Annotated in this window: 20 protein-coding genes; 4 read left to right on the top strand and 16 right to left on the bottom strand. The window is 40.5% G+C overall.

Annotation, left to right across the window (positions count from 1 at the left end):
- Window positions 1-30: 30 nt before the first annotated feature.
- The 16 genes from LU635_RS09195 to LU635_RS09270 all read right to left on the bottom strand — a co-directional run bounded on the left by LU635_RS09195 (window position 31) and on the right by LU635_RS09270 (window position 18,083).
- Window positions 31-1,554, bottom strand: coding sequence for a vitamin K epoxide reductase family protein (locus LU635_RS09195; RefSeq protein ID WP_240098414.1), 1,524 nt, complete (start codon window positions 1,552-1,554; stop codon window positions 31-33).
- 124 nt (window positions 1,555-1,678) lie between these two features.
- Window positions 1,679-1,999, bottom strand: coding sequence for a four-helix bundle copper-binding protein (locus LU635_RS09200; protein ID WP_240098416.1), 321 nt, complete (start codon window positions 1,997-1,999; stop codon window positions 1,679-1,681).
- A 132-nt stretch (window positions 2,000-2,131) separates the two neighbouring features.
- Window positions 2,132-3,127 (bottom strand): potassium channel family protein, encoded by a 996-nt coding sequence (locus tag LU635_RS09205; protein ID WP_240098418.1) that lies wholly within the window; start codon window positions 3,125-3,127, stop codon window positions 2,132-2,134.
- Window positions 3,128-3,218: 91 nt separating this feature from the next.
- Entirely contained in the window at window positions 3,219-3,785 is a 567-nt protein-coding gene (locus LU635_RS09210) for a helix-turn-helix domain-containing protein (RefSeq protein WP_240098420.1), read from the bottom strand.
- 75 nt (window positions 3,786-3,860) lie between these two features.
- Complete coding sequence (locus LU635_RS09215; protein ID WP_240098422.1) at window positions 3,861-4,439, bottom strand: DUF3347 domain-containing protein; 579 nt, start codon at window positions 4,437-4,439, stop codon at window positions 3,861-3,863.
- 42 nt (window positions 4,440-4,481) lie between these two features.
- On the bottom strand, window positions 4,482-5,228 hold the full coding sequence (locus LU635_RS09220; protein WP_240098735.1) for a PepSY domain-containing protein: 747 nt from the start codon (window positions 5,226-5,228) through the stop codon (window positions 4,482-4,484).
- A 109-nt stretch (window positions 5,229-5,337) separates the two neighbouring features.
- Window positions 5,338-6,009 carry a DUF2231 domain-containing protein gene (locus tag LU635_RS09225; protein WP_240098424.1) on the bottom strand — a complete coding sequence of 224 codons (672 nt, stop codon included), beginning with the start codon at window positions 6,007-6,009 and terminating at the stop codon, window positions 5,338-5,340.
- Window positions 6,010-6,081: 72 nt separating this feature from the next.
- Window positions 6,082-8,445, bottom strand: a complete 2,364-nt coding sequence (locus LU635_RS09230) for a multicopper oxidase domain-containing protein (protein ID WP_240098426.1) — start codon at window positions 8,443-8,445, stop codon at window positions 6,082-6,084.
- 35 nt (window positions 8,446-8,480) lie between these two features.
- Window positions 8,481-8,972, bottom strand: coding sequence for a DUF305 domain-containing protein (locus LU635_RS09235; protein ID WP_240098428.1), 492 nt, complete (start codon window positions 8,970-8,972; stop codon window positions 8,481-8,483).
- A 19-nt stretch (window positions 8,973-8,991) separates the two neighbouring features.
- On the bottom strand, window positions 8,992-9,540 hold the full coding sequence (locus LU635_RS09240; RefSeq protein ID WP_240098430.1) for a DUF3347 domain-containing protein: 549 nt from the start codon (window positions 9,538-9,540) through the stop codon (window positions 8,992-8,994).
- Window positions 9,541-9,753: 213 nt separating this feature from the next.
- Window positions 9,754-10,329, bottom strand: a complete 576-nt coding sequence (locus LU635_RS09245; RefSeq protein ID WP_240098432.1) for a DUF2911 domain-containing protein — start codon at window positions 10,327-10,329, stop codon at window positions 9,754-9,756.
- 10 nt (window positions 10,330-10,339) lie between these two features.
- On the bottom strand, window positions 10,340-10,876 hold the full coding sequence (locus LU635_RS09250; protein ID WP_240098434.1) for a nuclear transport factor 2 family protein: 537 nt from the start codon (window positions 10,874-10,876) through the stop codon (window positions 10,340-10,342).
- Window positions 10,877-10,885: 9 nt separating this feature from the next.
- The gene (locus LU635_RS09255) at window positions 10,886-12,583 is read right to left on the bottom strand and encodes an efflux RND transporter periplasmic adaptor subunit (RefSeq protein ID WP_240098436.1); all 1,698 of its coding nucleotides are present in this window, start codon (window positions 12,581-12,583) and stop codon (window positions 10,886-10,888) included.
- A gap of 8 nt (window positions 12,584-12,591) precedes the next feature.
- Window positions 12,592-13,836 carry a TolC family protein gene (locus LU635_RS09260; protein ID WP_240098438.1) on the bottom strand — a complete coding sequence of 415 codons (1,245 nt, stop codon included), beginning with the start codon at window positions 13,834-13,836 and terminating at the stop codon, window positions 12,592-12,594.
- A complete protein-coding gene (locus LU635_RS09265; RefSeq protein ID WP_240098440.1) occupies window positions 13,826-17,590 on the bottom strand; it encodes an efflux RND transporter permease subunit in 3,765 nt (1,254 codons plus the stop codon). Before LU635_RS09265 ends, LU635_RS09260 begins: the two co-directional genes overlap by 11 nt.
- A gap of 100 nt (window positions 17,591-17,690) precedes the next feature.
- The gene (locus tag LU635_RS09270; protein ID WP_240098442.1) at window positions 17,691-18,083 is read right to left on the bottom strand and encodes an HYC_CC_PP family protein; all 393 of its coding nucleotides are present in this window, start codon (window positions 18,081-18,083) and stop codon (window positions 17,691-17,693) included.
- A gap of 257 nt (window positions 18,084-18,340) precedes the next feature.
- Here LU635_RS09270 and LU635_RS09275 point away from each other — a divergent pair, with 257 nt between their 5' ends.
- From LU635_RS09275 to LU635_RS09290, 4 genes are all read left to right on the top strand, one after another.
- Window positions 18,341-18,559 (top strand): SHOCT domain-containing protein, encoded by a 219-nt coding sequence (locus tag LU635_RS09275; RefSeq protein ID WP_240098444.1) that lies wholly within the window; start codon window positions 18,341-18,343, stop codon window positions 18,557-18,559.
- Between the two features lie 164 nt (window positions 18,560-18,723).
- Window positions 18,724-19,230 carry a hypothetical protein gene (locus LU635_RS09280; protein WP_240098446.1) on the top strand — a complete coding sequence of 169 codons (507 nt, stop codon included), beginning with the start codon at window positions 18,724-18,726 and terminating at the stop codon, window positions 19,228-19,230.
- Between the two features lies 1 nt (window position 19,231).
- Complete coding sequence (locus LU635_RS09285; protein WP_240098448.1) at window positions 19,232-19,846, top strand: class I SAM-dependent methyltransferase; 615 nt, start codon at window positions 19,232-19,234, stop codon at window positions 19,844-19,846.
- Window positions 19,847-20,005: 159 nt separating this feature from the next.
- A complete protein-coding gene (locus tag LU635_RS09290) occupies window positions 20,006-20,953 on the top strand; it encodes an NmrA/HSCARG family protein (RefSeq protein WP_240098450.1) in 948 nt (315 codons plus the stop codon).
- Window positions 20,954-20,960 lie beyond the last annotated feature (7 nt).

The raw sequence follows: 20,960 nt of genomic DNA on the forward strand, positions 1-20,960 counted from the left end.
TCATTTTTTTGCAAACCAGTTCTTTGCAATTTACTTCACGTACTTATCCCATAGACCATATTTCTCTTTGATTATGCCCCTTGGGAAAGAAAGTGCAATTATTAAAAGGCCTAAAACCGTTCCGGTAATGCTAAGACCTATTACACTGTCATTTACCAGCCATGGGGCCACGGCAAGGCCTAAACCAAGTATAATATTCAAGTACCGTCCCATACGCACGATCTCTCCCATACATATCACCGAAATCACAACAGTTAGGGAACCGCCCAGGTGAAACGCATGTGCTGCCATGGTTGTGATTTCCACTCCGAAAATTGCGGGCGCGAACATCGCCGCAAGCCCTAATACAGTAGATACTGCAAGCGTCCAGGGAACGCTCACCCCCCAGACTGAAGATTTAAATACTCCCATCGGCTTTTGAGGAAGATCGATCAGTTCTGTAGATCTCTTATCTTCATTTTCTTCAAAAGACTCTCCACCTTTCCAGAATACATGCCACATATTATCTCCTCTTCTTTTAGCCTGTACCATATGCTGTCCCATTGCGATGACCTCATCAAACTCCAGAGGGATCATTGGAAGCATAATTGCCGCAGCGAGAAGACAAAATGTACACCATTCCCCTACAAAAATGGGTTGGGAAATAACAAGAAAGATATGAACCAAACCTAAAGGGATCACCAGTATCCCGAAAAAGGTTACCATCCAGGGCATAGTACGCCATCTGGAAGGACTACCCATCCATCCCATCAGAAATTCGAAAGTGTAGGCCAGTGCTCCAAAAGCACCATCAGAAATTGGAAGGGAATGAGACATATTAGAATTAAGCACTTTCATGGTGCTCTCACCGAAAAAGGGGTCAAAAGCAAAATCTGTATAGCCCAGTTGAAAAGTTCCGAGGTAACGGGAAACGATCCAGCCAAAAAAGGCAAGAACGATCATGATCCAGCGTTGCGGCCAGCTGGAAGGGTTATAGGTCCAGCCGGGAGGGACCACCGATCCCATCTTCATATAGGTGATCATATTTGGCATTCCGGGAACCAGGATGGTCAGAGCTATAACCATTACCCCTACTATGGTATCATTATTATAAATATATGCGTTGGGAGCCCAGAAAACAACAGGAGCGAAGTTCAACCAGATCCCAATGAAACAGGCAATCCAAAGACTGATGGGCCGGTTAGGAGTTAAAGACCGCCATCCGAAAAACATTAGAAGGAGCCCACTGATGATATCACTCCACTTCATTACCAGTACTCTCATAGAGTCGGTTATCCATAAGTCCCTTCCACCAGAAGGCTGTACTATTTCCTTTCCATAATCGAAGGTAAAAGGAGAGATCACCAACCAGGCGCCCAGGATAATTAGCATCCAGTATACCCAGAGGGTTTGCTTATGGTGCATATGAAGCATTTTCATACGGTCCATCCCTCCATTATCGCCATCGTCATGAGAATGTCCTTTTACTTCCTTTTCGGCCATGGGCCTGGTTACTCCGCGGCTGGCCATTCCACTGCTGTGATTTTCTCCATCGTGATCTTTATGGTCTTCCATTTTGGAATTATTTGGTTATGGTTAGCTTTAAGAAAAGAAACTTGAAAAAGTCAAAAGAAAAAGTCTATTTAAAGAACCCTGATCAGGTTTTTGTAACTACAGGGTTCTCCAGACCTTATTTTCATTATGCCAAATAAGTCTCACATGCTTCTACACATTCACGGCAGGCCTTGGCACAATCTTTACAATGTTGAGCTTCATGCTTACCACATTCATCAGCACAAGCCTGGCATACTTTTTTACAATACTGAACCAGGTCTTTAACATTGGGATATTTAGTAGCAAGAACCTGACTTAATGCCGAACAAACCTCAGCACAAACCTTATCTGTTCTAATGCAGTTTGCCATCTTCTTTACATCATCTTCATCAAGGCAGGCATCGGCACAGTAATTACAGTGATTGATGCAATTCCCCAACGCCATAATCAGTTTCTCATTTCTCATAACTCGTTGATTTATATGGTTATACCATAAATATAGAGATGAGATAAAAGAGCTACTTATAAAATTATGCTAAGTTCTTTCGATTTTAAATGTTTTTAACCTGAAAGACCTAATTTTAGGATTTCATAAAGATTAAACCAGATCCCAGCTCCAGCCATCCTGTCTTACCAAGGTTTGAAATAATTTACGGGTATGGATAAGATCTTCATTTGCAGATATTTTAGACCTGTCTTCTACCATAAGCCCCTGTTTTCTGAGCTGGCTTGTCTCAGCCAGCGGGGGAGCCTTCTCAATCACCTTAATATGGGTAACTTCCGTGATTACTTCCCTGTAATTCTGAAATGCAATTTCAAGAGGCTTTAATTCCATTTCGGTTGATCTTATATCTTCCTTAATCTCATATTTGAGTAAATAAAGTGCTTCATGTAACCTTGCAAGCTGCAGGATCACCGCATTCTTTTCCTTCCAGTTGTGAAAATAATGGATCACAGGATAGGCACGGTGATTCTGACTGTGATGCACCAGTGATTCAGAAAGGTCGGTGATCATTTCTGAAAATCCCTTAAAATTTTTCCCGTTCCACGAGTTAATAAGAATTTCTTCAGGACTATTGCCCAGGTTGCTCAACCTGATTCCCAGTTTACGCTGTTCGATAATCGCTGATAGTACCGGAATAAAATAGGTGACCGACATGGTTAGGAGAATAAGTCCTGTAAAGGAGTAAATAGCTGATAGAATTCTCCACACATTGGCAGAGGCTATATAATCGCCCATTCCCAGGGTAGAAATGGTAAAACCTGCATAATATATCTTCTCAAAAATATCGGCCGCTTCCCTGGTAACACTATTAATAACAGATTCTTCGTATGCCGAAAGAAGAAGGACAAAACTTGACCAAAGTAAAAAGACCCAGATCAGGACTATTGAAATAAGCAGTATATATCCTGTATGGGATAATATCTTTTTTCGTCCATCCCTTCCGGAAAGTTTAAGAAATAACGTCCAGAAACCGTGGGAAAACCTGCTGGTTATCCAGCCTCCTCCCTGCATGGATAAAGTTGTTTGAACTATATCCAGAACCGTAAACAAATAGATACTAATTCCCGCGATGATAAGAACAATTTCCATATAGGTTTATTAAATCAGAGATTTCCCAATATGAAAGAACAAAATTATTAAGGAATCTTTCCTAAAATAGGCTTAAATCTTTGGAAACAGTCTAGACCGCATCCAAACTGTTCCTGTCTTTTAAATCCAGGGACTTATATTCTGATGGAGTGTATCCCGTAGCCTTTTTAAAGGAAGTAGACAGGTAAGCCGGGGTGGAATAACCAAGTAAATGCGCAATGGTTGCAAGGCTATACTGGTCATTATTTATCAGTTCTTTTACACGTTCTGTCCTAACGGCGTTAAAGAATTTCTGAATGCTCTGGCCTTCCATTTCAGTAAACAAATGGGTGATATGGCTGTAATCGTAATTAAGCTTTTGAGTAAGAATCTCTGAAAGCTTTTTGTTTGAAGGATCATCTGAATAGATTTCTTCAATAATAATAGACTTGATCTGGTTGATCATTTTCTCATTCTTATCCTGAACGAGCTCAAAACCCACTTTCTGAAATTGGTTCTGAAGCTGATGAATTTCAATACTACTAAGGTTTCTGGTAATAACAGCCTCTCCCAGACTAACCTGATGATATGGGATCTCCAGTTTTTGCAGGATATTTTCGACCGTCATAATGCAGCGCTGGCAGACAACATTCTTTATATGAATTCGAAATTCTTCCAAGTGCAGCGGTTTTTAGCTTTATAAAAGTAGTAATTAAAACAGGCTGAAAAATTTCAGCCTGTTTTAATTTATAATTTACATTATAGTTTCTTCCACCCTACCGCATTTAAGCATTTTATCTCCAAAATACGGGTTTCTGATCTGTTCAGAATCTGAATACCAGTAATCACCTTTACCTCCAAAAGCCATCGGGCAATACTGTTTATAGATCTTTCCATCAGAAATAGCTTCCTTAAGTACAGGCTCCAAAGCTTTAGTAAGGCTTGAAAAGATATCTCTTTGCTCATGAATATTAGACACATCAGAAAAACGTTTCGCCCTTAAAGCTATACCATTGTCTTTTGCAGCTTCACCATATGCCGCTACAATTTTATCTGCTGCTTCCTGAACTCCTACATGATCACTTTTTACTAAAGCATCCTTCATTGTAAGATATTGTTTATAAACTTCCTGTATAGTATCATTTTTGAATTCTACCATACTTTTTTCAGTTTCTTTGGCATGGTCCATATCCTCAGCCTCCTGATGCATTTCATGTTGCATTGGATCTGATGCATCATCCTTTTCTTTTTTGTTATCACCACAAGAGGTTAAGACCAAACTTCCTGCAAGCATGCTTAATACGATTGAACTTTTTAATTTACTTTTCATCATTTTAAATATTAACCTGTTACTATTTGTCATTTTTAATTATTCCTATTCTAACTTATCTTTCTTTTTCTTCTTCTTTTTTTTCTTTTTCTTCGGCTGAACTACTTTTCTCACCGTGGGTGAAGAAATATACCACAACAGGAATCCGCTTAATACCGTAATTAATCCAAGTAAAGAGAAACTACGTAATGCGAGATTATTAAAATCATCTCTTCCTTCATAATCCATGGTATGGGTCATCCATAAAAAGTCAAACCATCTCCAATCTCTGTGCCTTACTGTTCTAAAGCTTCCATTTGTTGCGCCAATATATGCTTTCAGGTTCTCGTCAGTATCATAAGAGATCACATAGGCTGGCAAAAGGTTTTCCCTGTATTCATGATGCTTTCCGGTTTTGGTGATTCTTTCCACACCGGACACTTCAAGCTCATCTTTCATATACCGGCTTGCAATGGATAAAGCATGCTCCTCACTGATCTCCTTCAGCTCTTCTCCTGTTCTGGCATTCATAAGAACTTCACCATTTATAAAATAATATGGTTCCCCAGAGATCTCCTGAAGATCAATTGAGGTGACTTTTAATTCAGGTGCAAGTTCTGAAGGACTTTTTAGATCGCTGAATGCTGATTGTTCAGGGTGATGCTTTTTAAAATGGTCACCATGTATCTCATCCAGATCGGTCCAGCTGAAATAAAGACCACTTACCGTCCACATGATAAACTGGATACCTATAAAAATACCCAGGTATCTGTGGACCTTCCGGATATTCATGGCTGTTTTTCTTTTTACGATCATTTAAAATTATTTGTAGGATATTTATAAATTATTTGGGTTTTTTTCGAATGGCAAAAATAGAATAATCCACTTTTGTTCATTGGATAAATGATATTTTTTTGGTTAATCAATGAGAATGGCTATCATCTTCGGATTCCAGATAATCACCTTGTGGACCAACCCCTTCCAGGTAAACCAGTTGCGCTCCATAATGACCTGCCTCTGACACAGAATAGGCTGCAAAGCCCAGGACAAGAAAAAGTGCTATTTCAAAAAGTCTATTTTTCCTGAGGAGGAAAAGACTTCCGAGTTTTAAAACCGCACCTAAGGCACTGGCATAAATGGTCCATTCGGCATAAATATCATGCTGTTCAAGTACTTTTTTAGCAGCCTCAGATAGATCGTGGGTATGAGGGTGAGCATATACCCCGGCAATATAGGCTCCAATAAAACCTGCGCCCACACATAAAAGAATAACCCAGTCCAGGTTGCGCTTTAACACAAAAATCTGGATAAGTTGCAGCAAGCCTCCAAGCAGTAATAACACTATAGGGAAATGGACTATCAGCGGGTGAAGGTTTGGAAATGAATCCAGATCTGCTTTTACGTTATCATCGTCATCAGGGAACTCCGGAGTAATTGCCTCATCGGCCTTATTCTTATCGCTATGGGTATCTTCCTGCTGCGATTCGGTCGCAGTAGTATCATGCTGATGTTCTTCATTTTCCTCATGGGTGTGCTGGCCAGAAGCAAACTGAATTGAGGAGCAAAGAAATATCAATAAGAGTATTCTTTTCATAATATTTGATTTTACTAATTAATCCTTTCTATTGCTGTTAGAATTTCTTCGATTTAATTCGATTCGCGTCCATTAGAATAATAAAGATAATCCTCCACCTACACCAAATCTGTTATCATAGCTACCCATCAACGAAAAGTTTTTAGTTAGAAAATACTCCAGCCCGGCACTCCAGGTTTCTTCTTTTTCAAAATTCTCACCTTCCGCAAGTTCATCTACCCAACCAAAATCAGCCTGAAATTCATATTCTCCAAATACCGCCAACCTGGAAAAGATCATGATCTCCCTGGCAAGACTAATTTGAGGTCTAAGCTTGTTATCCAACCTGAGATCCAGGGAAAACATATAAGGGGTAAAATATCTGATCCCCCCAATAGCTGTCGTACTAAGTTCTTCCATACTGTCCTCCACCTCATTCTCCACATTTACTCCGGCAAAAAGGCGGACCCAATCATTCAGATAATATTCATAACTAAATTCGGCTTCGAGATTCTCATTCCAGCCATATTCCCCGAGAACGGTAAACTGATTCCTTATGTCAGAACTCACTAAACTGAATTCGGTCATATGGGAAGCTGCGTCCAGCATTCCCCATGTATAAAATTTGTTTGTTTGGTTAACCAGCTTTTTCACAGGATGTGCCTCCATTCTTTCATCTCTGGCTGTATCATAACTAACTACTCTTGCCATTCCTGAATCCATATGATACAGAATGTGACAATGAAAAAACCAGTCGCCATATTCGTTGCCATAAAACTCTATGGTCACCTTTTGCATTGGAGGTACATTCACCGTATGTTTCAGGGGAGAATATTCACCATTTTCATTAATCACTCTAAAAAAATGACCATGCAAATGCATAGGATGGTGCATCATGGTAAGATTATTAAAGGTAATTCGGGTCACCTCATCACCTTTAATTTTTATTTTATCTGTTTCTGCCAGGGGCACGCCATTCATACTCCAAACATATCTGGACATGTTACCCGTTAAATTCAATAATATATCAGTCACCGGAATATCTTCATCATAACTGGTTTTTTCAGGCGATTCCAAATAATCATAATTATATTCAGAAAACATACCCATCCCAGGCATATCTGCCATTGCATGCCCTTTCCCAGATTGATCATTTTCATCCATCATATTTCCGTGATCCATGGTGCTATGATCAATTATGGTAGTATCATTCTCCTTCTCCATGTCGTCATGGTTCATCCGGGAATGATCCATATGATCACTTTTATCATCATCCGGCATATTCATAGCATTATGATCCATTTCTTCCATATGCATACCCCATTTATCCATCATTTCATAAGGGTCTACTTTCTTTGGATTAAACTTTAGGGCGGGTGCGCCCATCTTCATTTTCATATCTGCCATTTGCTGCATCATAGCAATCTTATCTGGCCTTGGGACACTGGGTGCAGATAAAACTTCTCCCTGCCCGAGATATGCCGAAGCCGTTCCGGATCCATCCTGAGCGGTGATCTTAAATTCCAGTTTTCGGTCCTCCGGAATTTCAACTATAAAATCATAGGTTTCTGCTACGGCAATAAAGGTTTTGTTTCTTTTAACCGGCACTATATCCACACCATCTGCTGACACCAGAGTGGGTGTCTCTCCCCCAAAAGTCATCCAAAAAGAAGTGGATGCAGATCCGTCGATGATCCTGAGCCTCACTTTTTCACCAGGTTTAAATTGAGGGTAAGTTACCTTCTCCTCGCCATTAATCAGAAATGCAGGATAATATATATCCGCAATGTCGGCGCCTTCCATACGTTGTCGCCAAAAATCGATTTGAGCTCCCAAAGCCCCTCGTTTTATGACCTGATTTAGCGGAGTGGCAGTACCTTTTTTAATATTATACCATTCGGTTCCTCTTTTTAAAAACCTAAGTACATCCTTTGGTTTTTCATTGGTCCAATCTGAAAGCAGCAGCACAAGGTCTTTATCATAATCAAGTTGCTTTTCTTTTGGATGAATCATCAAAGACCCATATACACCGCTTTGCTCCTGAAGCATTGTATGAGAATGATACCAGTAGGTTCCACTTTGTTTGATCTCGAATTCATATTTAAAGGTTGTTCCCGGTTCAATAGGCGGAGTAGTTAAATAGGGAACCCCATCAAAGTAATTAGGCAATAATATTCCATGCCAGTGTATGGAAGTTTCCACATTCATTTTATTCTCTACATAAATCACCGCATATTCACCTTCTGTAAATTCAAGCGTAGGACCTGGAATTCCGCCATTTACGGTCATCCCCATCACTTCCTTCCCGGCTTTGTTCACCTTTTGCTGCTCGATGGTGAGCTTATATTCTCTTACAGGAAGATTATTAACATTCCCCTCTACTGAGGCTTCAAGGTTTTTCTGAGCGTAACCTATGATTCCTATAAGCAAGGCAACTATTAGAGGATAATTTTTCATTTTCCTGTTTTGAAGAAGGCTTCTTCATATTTTAATTACTTCTCATTCTCCAAACGATAAATGATTTTCTTCATCTGTGCTATCTCCCTTTTCTGGGCCTCGATGATCTCTTCTGCCAGCTTTTTAGTTTCAGGATCCTTAATATCAGCTCTCTTACTGGTAAGAATGGCAATAGAATGGTGAGGGATCATGGCTTTCATATAAAGCACATCGCCAATTATAGGGCCCTGAGCTCTTACCAGTCCAAGCGCACTTATAAATAAAACCAGGCTCCCCACATAAATGGCTATATTCTTTTTCTTGTTTTTATACATATTAAGCATGAAAGACAGCATAATGACAGCCATTGCAGAAATTCCCAGGCAGGTCATATAAAAACGGGTGAGGCTGAAATAAACATGATCAAATTCGTAGGTATTCAGATACATTGTGATGTACATCGCGATAAATGACAATCCCAACATCATGAAAAATTTAACGTATTTGCCACCTTTCATTTTATTCTGGTTGTTTTCTTTAGAATCCATGGTCTATTTTTTAGGTTGATTATTTTTTGATAGTTTTCTCTACAGTCCCACAATCCAGCATCTTATCGCCAAAGTATGGATTTGTGATTTCCTCTACATCAGCATACCAGTAGGCTCCTTTATTATTAAAAGCCATAGGACAGAATTTTTTATAGATTGTTCCTTTGGAGAGAGCTTCTTCAAACATAGGCCCTGCCTTTTCGGTAAAATCAGCGAATAGTTGGCGTTGTTTTTCAATATCATCGGTCTCTGCCAATTGTTGAGCTATACTCTTCATTTCCTCCCTTTCAGAAGAAAACGAATCAGCCATTGACTTCGCTACATCTTTTGCCTTATCAGCATCATCACGGGTAAGGGCCATTTTTATCTCCAGATAGTTGTGCCATATCTTCCCCGTCATTCCATCGATAAAATCCTGATCTGCAACATCAGCGACTTTTTTCTCAGCTTTCTTAACCTCTTCAGGTGTATTCACCTCAACTGATTGATTTTCCTTTGCCTCCTTGCATGAGGTTAGAAAAATAACAGAAAAAACCATCAAGCTTAGTTTTAAAAATCTAGTTTTCATAATATTTAGGTTTGGTTAATTATAAAATTAAATGATTAATGCTAGTTCAATAATGATTTAACTTAGGTTTAAGTTTCACTAATACTCTTCGCAAGTTATCACTGGGTCCAGCCCAATGCATATAAGTATAATCCTCCCTGCTTTTAACTATAACCTTATACAGCGATCGTGAACTATTTAAAAACTTCTACCTATATGATGGCCGGGGAATTGCTACAGACTAACCTCAAAAGGAAGGCTAATTTGCACCTTTTCCCAGGCCAGACTGATCATTCCTTTATTTCCATTAATTTTATCAACTTTATATTCCAGTTCTTCCTGAATTTCCTGCAACTGCTCAGGTTTAACATTCAGGACCAGAACATTTTTGTTTTCATCATATTCATCCTTTCCATGCTGATCCCAGTTACTATTAAACATCACTTTCCAGCTTTCCCTTCCAGGAATAGTAAAAAAAGCATATTTCCCAGCTGGTAAGGTCTTACCATCAAACACCAAGTCATTGTTGGTCTCGATCCAGGTGGCCATATGCGCACCGGCCTGCCATACCCTGTCATATCCAACAAGCCCCCCAAAGATCACACGATCCCGCACTCTTGGAGAAGAATAATCTATATGCACATGAGCATCCCCGATCATGGCCATAGCACTGGTATGAGGACTCAAAGATTTTTTCTTCCCTTCCGTTGTTTCCTTGTTGGTCATTGAATGACCCTTATGGTCGTGGTCTTGTGCAAAACCTGAAAAACTTATTACTGCAATGACTATTGTGATTATTATCTTTTTCATTTTTTTAAATTTATTGTTCTGGTTTGTAATCTCTCGAAGAAGAATGGGTTTTAATAATTTTCCATTCTCCCTCTATTTTTTTCAACACCGAAGTCGCAACGCCTTTTTTCCGGATCGTACGGCTTTCTGAATTTTCCTGGTTCAGTACTATGGTATAGACGTAGGTTTCTGTAGTAAAGGCATATGGAAGGTCTACTTCCACGTCCAGGCTGTAATCTGAAAATTTGAAACTTTCAAAATGTCCCAGTTCAGGACCTAAATGGTGATCGATGTAATCCTTATAAGTGCCTTCAACCCCTCCCGATTCGTATACCTTTGAAGAATCTGCAAAGAGCTTAAAAGTTCCCTCGGTTGTAAGGTTCTCCAGAGCAGATTTGTAAGCCCTGATCACTCCTCTTACATTTTCCTCTTCTGCTTTTAGATCTGCACTTTCACTGGAGGTGATCTCATGGGAGGCTTCCTTCTTTGTAGTGCTCTTATCATCAGCACAGGAAGTAAATCCCAGCAGTACTGCTCCAAGCAAAAAACTAAATCTCAATTTTCTCATAATTATTGGTTATTTAAGGGTTTTTGAAACTTCTCCACAAGTGAGCATAGCTTCTCCATAGTATGGGTTTCTCACTTCTGAAGAAAGGCTTAGCCAGTCGGCTCCCTTATTGGAATCAGCCATGGGGCAATGCTGTATATAGATTTCTTTTCCCAGGCTGTCAATATTCGCGGTAAGGGCGATCATATTTTCTGACAGGATCACAAAATGTGCTCTTTGGTTTTCCAGATTCTCATTATTAGAGATCGCCTCCAGCATTTCTTTCACTTTTTTAAAATGAGCGGCTGCCATCCCTTCAAGATCAGCTTCAGGCATAGTTTTTAAAGAAGCCTTAGCAGCATTCATGGCCTGAGTAGGATTAGAATTCACAAGGGCATCCTTAAGTTCAAAGTATTTGCCCAGTGTTTTCACAAATTTCTTCTGAAAATCTTCCGGAAGATCCATTTTCATATTCATAGCCTGCTTCTGCTGGCTTTCAGGATTGTTCATCATCGATCTTTTTCCCTGAAGCTGGGCCGCAGCATCTACGGTAAAAGTTCCGTTAGTCACCACCTCATCTCCATCACTCAGACCTTCCAGCACTTCATAACTATTATCAAGTGCATCTCCCAGTTTCACTTCCTTCATCTGGAAGACCGGCTCATCAGGACTGGACTTTACATACACCAGTGATCGGGTACCGGTCCATAACACTGCTGATCTGGGGATCAGTATAGATCCTTCCTGAACACCTTCAGGTCTTTCTAGTTCAGCCTGTACGAACATGCCCGGTTTAAGCATATCATCTGTATTTTTAAGCTCTACCCTTACCTTTACCGTTCTGGAACTTTCATCCAGCAATGGATCGATAAAGGAAATTTTTCCGCTGAATTCCTTATCGGGGTATGCGTTAGCCGTAATTTTCATTTCCTGCCCTACATTCAGATTCGATATCTGGGACTCATAGGCATCAAAAATGGCCCACACCGTGTTAAGGTTAGCTATCTTATAAAGTGGCTGACCCTGTTTAACATAATCACCTTCCTGAACCAGTTTTTCAGTAACCGTTCCGGAAACCGTAGCATAAACCGGAAGGTTTTCCCTAACCTCTCCCGAAGCCTCAATCTTATCGATCTGGGCATCGTTTAGTTTCCAGTATTTCAGCTTATTCCTCACCGCCTTATAAAGAGCGGGCTGTGATTCCTTGAGCCTCGCGGCTGTAAGCAGTTCCTGTTGCGCCGCAACCAGATCTGGGGAATAGATGGTGGCTAGCACCTGCCCCCTGTTCACCTTTTCTCCGGTGTAGGTCACATACAGCTTTTCTATCCTACCACCCACATGGCTGGATTGTACCGCATTGGCCTCTTCATTCTCTTTTATTTTTCCTGAAAGACTGATCTTGCCCGGGGTTGCATCTGCATTTCCCACAACCGTAGTCTGAATATTGGCCAGGCTCATGGCATTTTCGGTCATTTTGAATTCATCGGCAGTCAAACCTTCTGCACCGGCTTCAGCTGGAATAAGTTCCATCCCACAAATTGGACAGTCCCCGGGTTCGGGTTGCATGATCTGCGGATGCATGGAACAGGTCCACATTTGTACTTCCTCCTCGGAATGCTCATGAGTTTCGGAAACTTGTGAACTTTCTTCTGAATTGCTATTAAAGATCAGATACCCCAGCAACAATCCTGCGAGCATCACAATTATATAGGTTATATATTTTTTCATTTTTAAATTTATTTATCTGTACCTAAAAAATATTCTATCATAGCCGTTTCCTGATAATAATCAACAACAGCATCAATAAGGTTCATCTGGATCTTTAACTGAAGTTCTTGTATATCAAGTACATCATCAAAATCCAGCCTCCCGGTTTCATAGGTCTTAATAAGAATTTCCTCTGCATTTCTCGCCTGCTCAAGGTTATCCAACTGAACCTTCCAGCTTACTATTGCGGAGGACCGGGCGTTCATAGCTGCTTCAAGACGACTTTGTAGCTGATTGAGCTTATCTTCCCTTTTTTGAGCAACTTCCTGTTGTCTTATTTCATTCTGCCGGGTTACCGAACGGTATTTATTACTGAAGATCGGGATCGACACAGAAACCATTGGCATAAGAATATCCTTGCCGTTATCTGACATTTCCATATCGGTTCTTTTGGCCACATTCACATAATCAAGACCAAGTCCCAGTTTAGGAAGCGCTTCTTTTTGATTTAAAGCTTCGGCCTGCAGTATGCTTTCAGAAAGACCGTCGAATTTTAGTATCTCAGGGTTCACTTCAATATTTCCCGAAAACGCTATCGTATCTGCCGCATCTATAGCCAAAGTATCCGGCAAGGCTACCTGCAGGGTAACTTCACGGTTAAGGACCTTATTGAATTCAACTTTCTTCGAGTTGTATTTAAAACCAAGGATCTCTTGCTGTTCTTTTAATTCGTTTTGCCTCATTTTCAGCCTAAGCACCTCAATAGCTGAAGCATTTCCTGCTTCTACTGAATTAAGAGCCAGCTGATGATAGAGTTCCAGCAGATCGATATTCTCCTGAAGGACTTCCTGTTTTTCCTGAAGGGCATAAAGCTGGTAATAGTTCTGACTCACAGCAAGGGCGACCTTTCTCCTCGCAATATCGGCTTCTATATCTTCTACCTCCACCATGGCTCCCGCGGCTTTCTCTCTAGCATCAATAGTTCCAAACCAGGGCAGCATCTGCCTTACGGAAAATCTCGCGGTTTGCGGACCGGTTCTGGTTTCAGGCTCACTCACAAAGATACCTGCACTCAATTCGGTATCGGGCAGGGAATTAACTTCCTCCACCTTTTCTCTAGCCAACTTAAACCGGGATTCATAAGCCTTAATCTCAGGATTATTAGCCTCCGCCTCCAGTATATAACTTTGCAGCTGCTGGGAATTCGCCGTCGAGAGGAATCCAAATATTGTGAGCAGGATAAGCCCCAAACGAAGATTTATATTATTTTTCATATGCTTTCAAATTTTTACTGTTCAACTTCCTCTTTGCCTTAGCCTCTTTTCTCCAGCTGAACAACACCGGCACCACGAACAGAGTAATAAGAGCTATAAGCATTCCCCCGAAACTAGGGATAGCCATAGGTATCATAATATCACTTCCTCTTCCGGTAGAAGTAAGTACGGGCAATAATGCCAGAATAGTCGTTGCCGTGGTCATCAAACATGGACGAATCCTTTTTTCACCAGCTTCCACGACCGAAGCCCTGATCTCTGCTCTATCCTCCGGATCATTCCTGTCGAAGGTCTGGGTTAAATAGGTGGCCATTACTACTCCATCATCGGTAGCAATTCCGAATAAGGCTATAAAACCTACCCATACCGCCACACTCAGGTTGATATTTTTCATCTGAAAGAGATCTCTTAGATTTTCTCCAAAGAAATTGAAATTCAGGAACCAGTCCTGTCCGTAAGCCCACATCATCATAAAACCGCCACCAAAAGCAACGGCTATTCCGGCAAATACCATCAAAGAAGTAGAAACCGACTTAAACTGGAAATAAAGGATCAGAAAAATGATGAGCAGCGAAAGCGGCACTACAAAAGATAATGTCTTTTCAGCTCTGATCTGGTTCTCATAAGTACCGGTGAATTTATAGCTGATCCCACCAGGCATTTCCAGCTCTCCGCTGTCGATTTTATCCTGAATAAGTTTTTGGGCGTTTTCAACCACCTCCACTTCGGCATAGCCATCCTGTTTATCAAACAGCACATAGCCCACGAGAAAGGTATCTTCACTTTTAATGACCTGTGGCCCCTGTTCATATCTAATATCCACCAATTCTTCAAGGGGTACAGGATTTCCTTTTTCAACAGGAATGTAAATGTTCTTAAGATCCTGTGGAGTATTACGGAGCTCACGCGGATACCTCACTCTTATACCATAGCGCTCTCGGCCTTCAACCGTCTGACTAAGACTCATTCCTCCTACAGCAACTTCAAGTACCTGTTGCACATCATTTATACTAATTCCATATCGGGCGAGTCTTTCTCTTTTTATATCCACAAGCAGGTATGGCTTACCTACGATCCTGTCCGCAAATACAGCTTCATCCTTAACACCTTCAGCCTCTTTCAGAATATCTTCCAGTTTCATCCCGAAAGCTTCTATCTGTTTCAGATCCTGACCTTTGACTTTAATTCCCATAGGCGCACGCATCCCGGTCTGGAGCATCACCAAACGGGTCTCGATTGGCTGAAGTTTAGGCGCCGAAGTCACCCCGGGCAATTTTGTTGCTTTCACGATCTCATTCCAGATATCATCGGGCGATTTTATATCAGGTCGCCAGTTTCTGAAATATTCTCCATCCTCATCGGGGATCAGATCCTGTCTTTTAAGTAATAAAGGATTTTTAACCAGGGAGTCGGCATAATTTGCTTCATTATCAACTTCCAGGTTGGGGTTAGCAGCAAGTTTCCCGTTCTTCAACACAAAGAAATTGTCTTCATTCACCCTGTACCGCTGCTGTTTTCCCCTCTCATTCTCCATATATTCAGATTTATACTGAATTACATTCTCATACATGGAGAGAGGTGCGGGATCCAGGGCCGATTCAGTACGTCCCGATTTTCCCACCACGGTTTCAATTTCAGGAATATTAGCTACCGCCATATCGAGCTGCTGCAATACCCTCTTATTCTCTTCAACACCTGAATGAGGTAGCGATGTTGGCATTAAAAGAAAGGAACCTTCATTCAGGGAAGGCATAAATTCCTTTCCTGTATTCTGCATAATCACACCCCCCATGATCACAATAACTAAAGGTATTGAAAGGAAAAGTAATTTGTTCCCCAGGGCCCACTTCAGTATCTGTACATAGTATTTTCTGAAAAGCCAGAAGAAGGCCAGAAGGCCAAAACTTATAAATCCAACAAATAACAGGTTCCAGAAAATATTCTTATCCAGTCCCAGTGGTCGCCAGTACTGCGCAAGCAGAAAGACAATCACCAGAGCCGAGATAATCACATTGATTTTGTTGGTGAAGGTTTTATCTATACGACCTCTGCTCTCCAGTATTCCTCCAATTCCGAAGGCGATAAGGGCCAGACCAAGCAGAATACTAAAGAACAAACCAAAGATTCCGAGTAAAATCAGGAAACCATATATAAACGGAACCAATTTGTCTTTGACCTTATCCCTTTGGAAAATAAATGCGGCAAAAGGCGGGATAAGGAATAAAGCCACAAGTACGGCCGATACAAGTGCCATGGTCTTGGTAAAGGCCAGCGGCCGGAATAGTTTTCCTTCAGCTCCTACCATTGTAAATACCGGCAGAAAACTGATAATCGTTGTAAGAACTGCAGTAAGAATGGCTCCTGAAACCTCAGAAGTTGCATTATATACTATCTGATTGATGGATAATTTTTCAGTCCGTTCATTGTTATGTCTTATGATATTCTCAGTGAGAATAACTCCAAGGTCCACCATAGTTCCTATCGCGATTGCTATACCCGAAAGAGCTACAATATTGGCAGGAACACCAAAGAATTTCATGGAAATGAATACCATGAGTACGGCTACTGGTAGTAATCCAGAGATAAGAAGTGAAGCCCTAAGGTTGAAAACCATAACAACGATCACCAGGATGGTGATAAGAATCTCAAGAATAAGGGCTTCATTAAGTGTTCCCAGCGTTTCTTCAATCAACTCTGTCCTGTCATAGAAAGGAACAATGGTCACCTGAGAAGTTCTGCCATCTTTCAATTCCTTTGAAGGCAGACCACCGCTTATTTCATTGATCTTGTCTTTTACATTATTGATCACTTCCATAGGATTGGCGCCATAACGGGCCACCACTACTCCACCAACAACTTCAGCACCCTCCTTATCCAGAATACCACGTCGTTCTGCCGGCCCAAGAGACACATTCGCCAGGTCTTTCACTCTTAGTGAGGTATAATCTTCAGAAGCCACTACTGCATTTTCAATATCCTCCACAGATTTCACATAGCCAAGACCTCTTACCAGATACTCGGCCCTGTTGATCTCTAAGGTTTGAGCGCCTATTTCACGGTTACTTTCCTTAACGGCTTTTACGATCTCACCTAAAGAGATATCATACTGCCGCATAAGTTCAGGTTTCACATCAATCTGATATTCCTGAACGTAGCCTCCAATAGAAGCTACTTCAGAAACTCCGCTGGCTCCGGAAAGAGCATATTTCACGTAATAATCCTGAATACTCCTAAGTTCCTGAAGATCCCATCCGCCAGTCACATTCCCATCTTTATCCCGGCCTTCCAGGGTATACCAGAAAATCTGTCCAAGGCCGGTTGCATCCGGTCCCAAAGAAGGATTTACCCCTTCAGGCAATAACCCGGCGGGTAGTGAATTCAGCTTTTCAAGGATTCGGCTTCTGCTCCAGTAGAACTCAACATCCTCTTCGAAGATCACATAGATACTTGAAAAACCGAACATAGAAGAACTCCTGATAGTTTTCACCCCAGGTACCCCAAGCAGGGAAGTTGTTAACGGATAAGTTATCTGATCCTCGATATCCTGGGGAGATCTTCCCGCCCACTTCGTAAAGACGATCTGCTGGTTTTCACCCAGATCGGGAATGGCATCCACGGCCACCGGATCACTGGGAGCAAAACCAATGTCCCAATTAAAAGGAGCAGTAGTGACTCCCCAGCCAATGATCACGGTAAGTAATATTACCGCAACAAGTTTATTTTCTATTAAAAATTTGATGCTTTTGTTCAGCATATATAAAGATGATTAAACATTAAAATTAGAATGATCAAAAACCAATGATTTCCCTAAAAACCCTTTCGGTTTATGGGGTAAATCCAATTTATGTTTAATATCAAATGAGGAAGACCTGGTCTACCAGCTGAATGTCCCGGACCAGTATGGGAGGAGAATAATCTTCGTAAGGAATGATCTGTTTAGGCAGGCTTTCAAACAGTTCAAAATAAGTATAAGTTAATGTGGTTATGAAAACCTGTTGATGAAGATCAAAAGAATCAAATGATATCTTTAATTCATCCTGACCTTCTACAGAAACTTTTTCGTTAGTACAGCAATGATTTTCTGAATCAGCAGGCATTTGTACACCGCAGGTTTCTGCTTTGGAAAAAACCGCTTTATCTACAAGATAGTCTCCACAGAAATGCTTATCAACTGTAAAAGAGAAAGTTGAAAACAGGACTATTACAGCCATCAAAAGAGAACCAATATGTCTCAAAGCGTTTTTCATCGACTACAAAAATACATTTTTTTTCAATATCAGCGTTTTAGGCAAGAAAATCTCAAAAATTTAAACCAAAATTACACAGGATATACGAACTCTTATTTCAACATTTGGGAATTATCTTTCAATTTTATACCCAGAAAGATTTAAAGGATCTTACTGAAAATGACATCCCTCATATTTCCCCGAATTTCAGCTTACTAACTTTGATAAAATAAGAACCCAATGGAGTTCTTTCAATTTTAACTTTTAAAATAAAAATTATGCATTACACTGATGGGCACTTCTGGGGTATGCATTTTTTCTGGTGGATATTCTGGATAGTAATTCTAATCTGGGTCTTCATTCTACCTTACGGAATTCCCCCAGGAAAAAGGAAAAAGGAAAAGCCTCTGGAGATCCTAAAGAACCGATACGCGAAAGGCGAAATATCTAAAAAGGAATACGAAGAGGCCAAAAGAACACTTAAATCAAAAAGTTAAAAAATCCGTACTTGCCAAAGGACTTTCTGAAGATCCTCTCCCCCCTGGTTGTATGGATGTAATTATTACAACCGGGACTAAAGCCGTGGTATATACTGCCGATACATTTATAAGGTATCCCAGAATAAGTAAAACCTGAGAAATAATCATAAAAACAACTACCTATGCAAATCCAAAAGATCGCCCTACTATTTCTTCTTACCTTCATGTTATTCATTTCTTGTGATAAAAAGGAGTTTGGCGCAGAGGCACTGTTACAAGGAAGTTACGTGGGAACACTTACTCCCGTTAACAGCGAGATACAAACCATTCAACCGGCCGTGGCCGATGTTAAAGTAGTAGGAGACCATTTATTAGAGATTCATTGTTACAGCGAAGAATTTGATACTATTATTAGGTTGAACTATTATCACCATAACGAACAATATATGGTATGCGCTACGGGACAAGATTTTGAAAACATGTATGGTCATGCCTTGTCTGGCCAACATATGTCGCAGGGAAGGATGATGAATGAATCTGAATGGATGTACCATCTGCGGCGGGAACATTCTGAATCTGATGAACATTTCGGGCAGTTTGGAGGAATGGACCATTCTTTTGAATATATTTTTATGTTGGAAAATGATGAACTTCCTTATAATCTAAAATTCCGCGGAATAAAAAAATGAGATGTCTTCCACTGAAAAAATAAAGAAGAGGTACGATCGAATAGCATCCTGTTATGACTGGCTCGAAGGCGTAATGGCAGGTAGCAGATTTGAAAAGTGGATGCAACCGATCCTCAGAAAGGCTAAAGGGAAAACACTGGAAGCAGGAATAGGAACAGGCAGAAGTATCCCTTACTACCCTAAAGGGGTTCAACTTACAGCGATCGATTTTAGCCCAAAAATGCTGAAAAAAGCGGAGAAAAAATTTGCAGAAAGTCCAATTCCTGTAAAATTTATGGAAATGGATGTTCAGCACCTGGAATTTCCGGACAATAGCTTTGACACTGTTGTTACCAGCTGTGTATTTTGCTCGGTTCCTGATCCTGTGAAAGGATTAAAGGAAATCAGAAGGGTTCTTAAACCAGGTGGCCAACTCTTAATGCTGGAACATATGAGAAGTCATAAGAAGTTCCTCGGGAAATTGATGGACTGGTTAAATTTTATTCCCCTGAATATCTGGGGAGCGAACATAAACCGCGAAACACTCGATAACTTAAAAAAAGCAGGATTCAGCAATCCTGAAGTTAAAGACCTTTGGATGGATATTGTAAAACAGATCCGGGTTACTAAGTATTAAGAATACAATGAAGTTTTAAACTGATTTATCCCGGTTAAAAGCCAATTCTCCATCAAAATTCCTAATCAATCTTCAGCCTAACAAAAAAATTGATACTTGAAATTAAATTGATTATATGTAACTTTATGTATATCAAAAACTTAAAAGAACATATCAACCATGGAAAATGAAAAAATTATTGCTGTCGTAGGTGCTACCGGATCTCAGGGAGGTGGATTAGTTCGTGCAATTTTAAATGACCCGGATGGTGGATTCAAAGCCAGGGCAATTACACGAAATCCATCGTCAGACAAGGCTAAAGAACTAAAAGAACTGGGAGCTGAATTAGTTGAAGCAGATATTGACAACAAAGAAAGCGTTATTAAGGCGTTCAAAGGGGCTTATGGTGCTTTTTGTATGACCAACTTTTGGGAACATTTCTCTCCTGAAAAAGAACTGGAACAGGCCAAAAACATGGCTGAAGCTGGTAAAGAAGTAGGCCTGAAGCATGTGATCTGGTCTACACTGGAAGACACCAGAAAATGGATTCCGTTAGACGATGACCGCATGCCCACTTTGATGGAAAAATACAAGGTTCCACATTTTGATGCTAAAGGTGAGGCCGATGAATATTTCACTGCCAGTAAGGTTCCATATACATTATTATTTACTTCATTTTTCTGGGATAACTTTATAAATTTCGGGATGGGGCCGAAAAAAGGAGAGGATGGAGAGTTAGCAATCACTTTACCTATGGATAACAAAGAACTTCCAGGAATAGCAGCTGAGGATATTGGGAAATGTGTTTATGCAATTTTTAAAGCAGGAGATACCTATAAAAATAAAATTGTTGCAATTGCAGGAGAACATCTTACAGGTAAGGAAATGGCCGATATCTTCACGGAGGTTTATGGCAAAAAAGTGAAATATAATGCCGTTGAACCAGAAGTCTACAGGAATTTTGATTTTCCCGGAGCCGATGATCTTGGGAATATGTTTCAATTCAAGGTGGAACAGGAAGAGTATTTCTGTACCATTAGAGATGTGAATGCCACGCGAAAACTTAATCCTGAGCTACTCAATTTTAGGCAGTGGCTGGAGAAGAACAAAAAAAAGCTGGATGTTTAAAGCTGTT

It is taken from the genome of Christiangramia crocea (genome assembly GCF_022410465.1).
In the GTDB taxonomy this organism is placed as follows: domain Bacteria; phylum Bacteroidota; class Bacteroidia; order Flavobacteriales; family Flavobacteriaceae; genus Christiangramia; species Christiangramia crocea.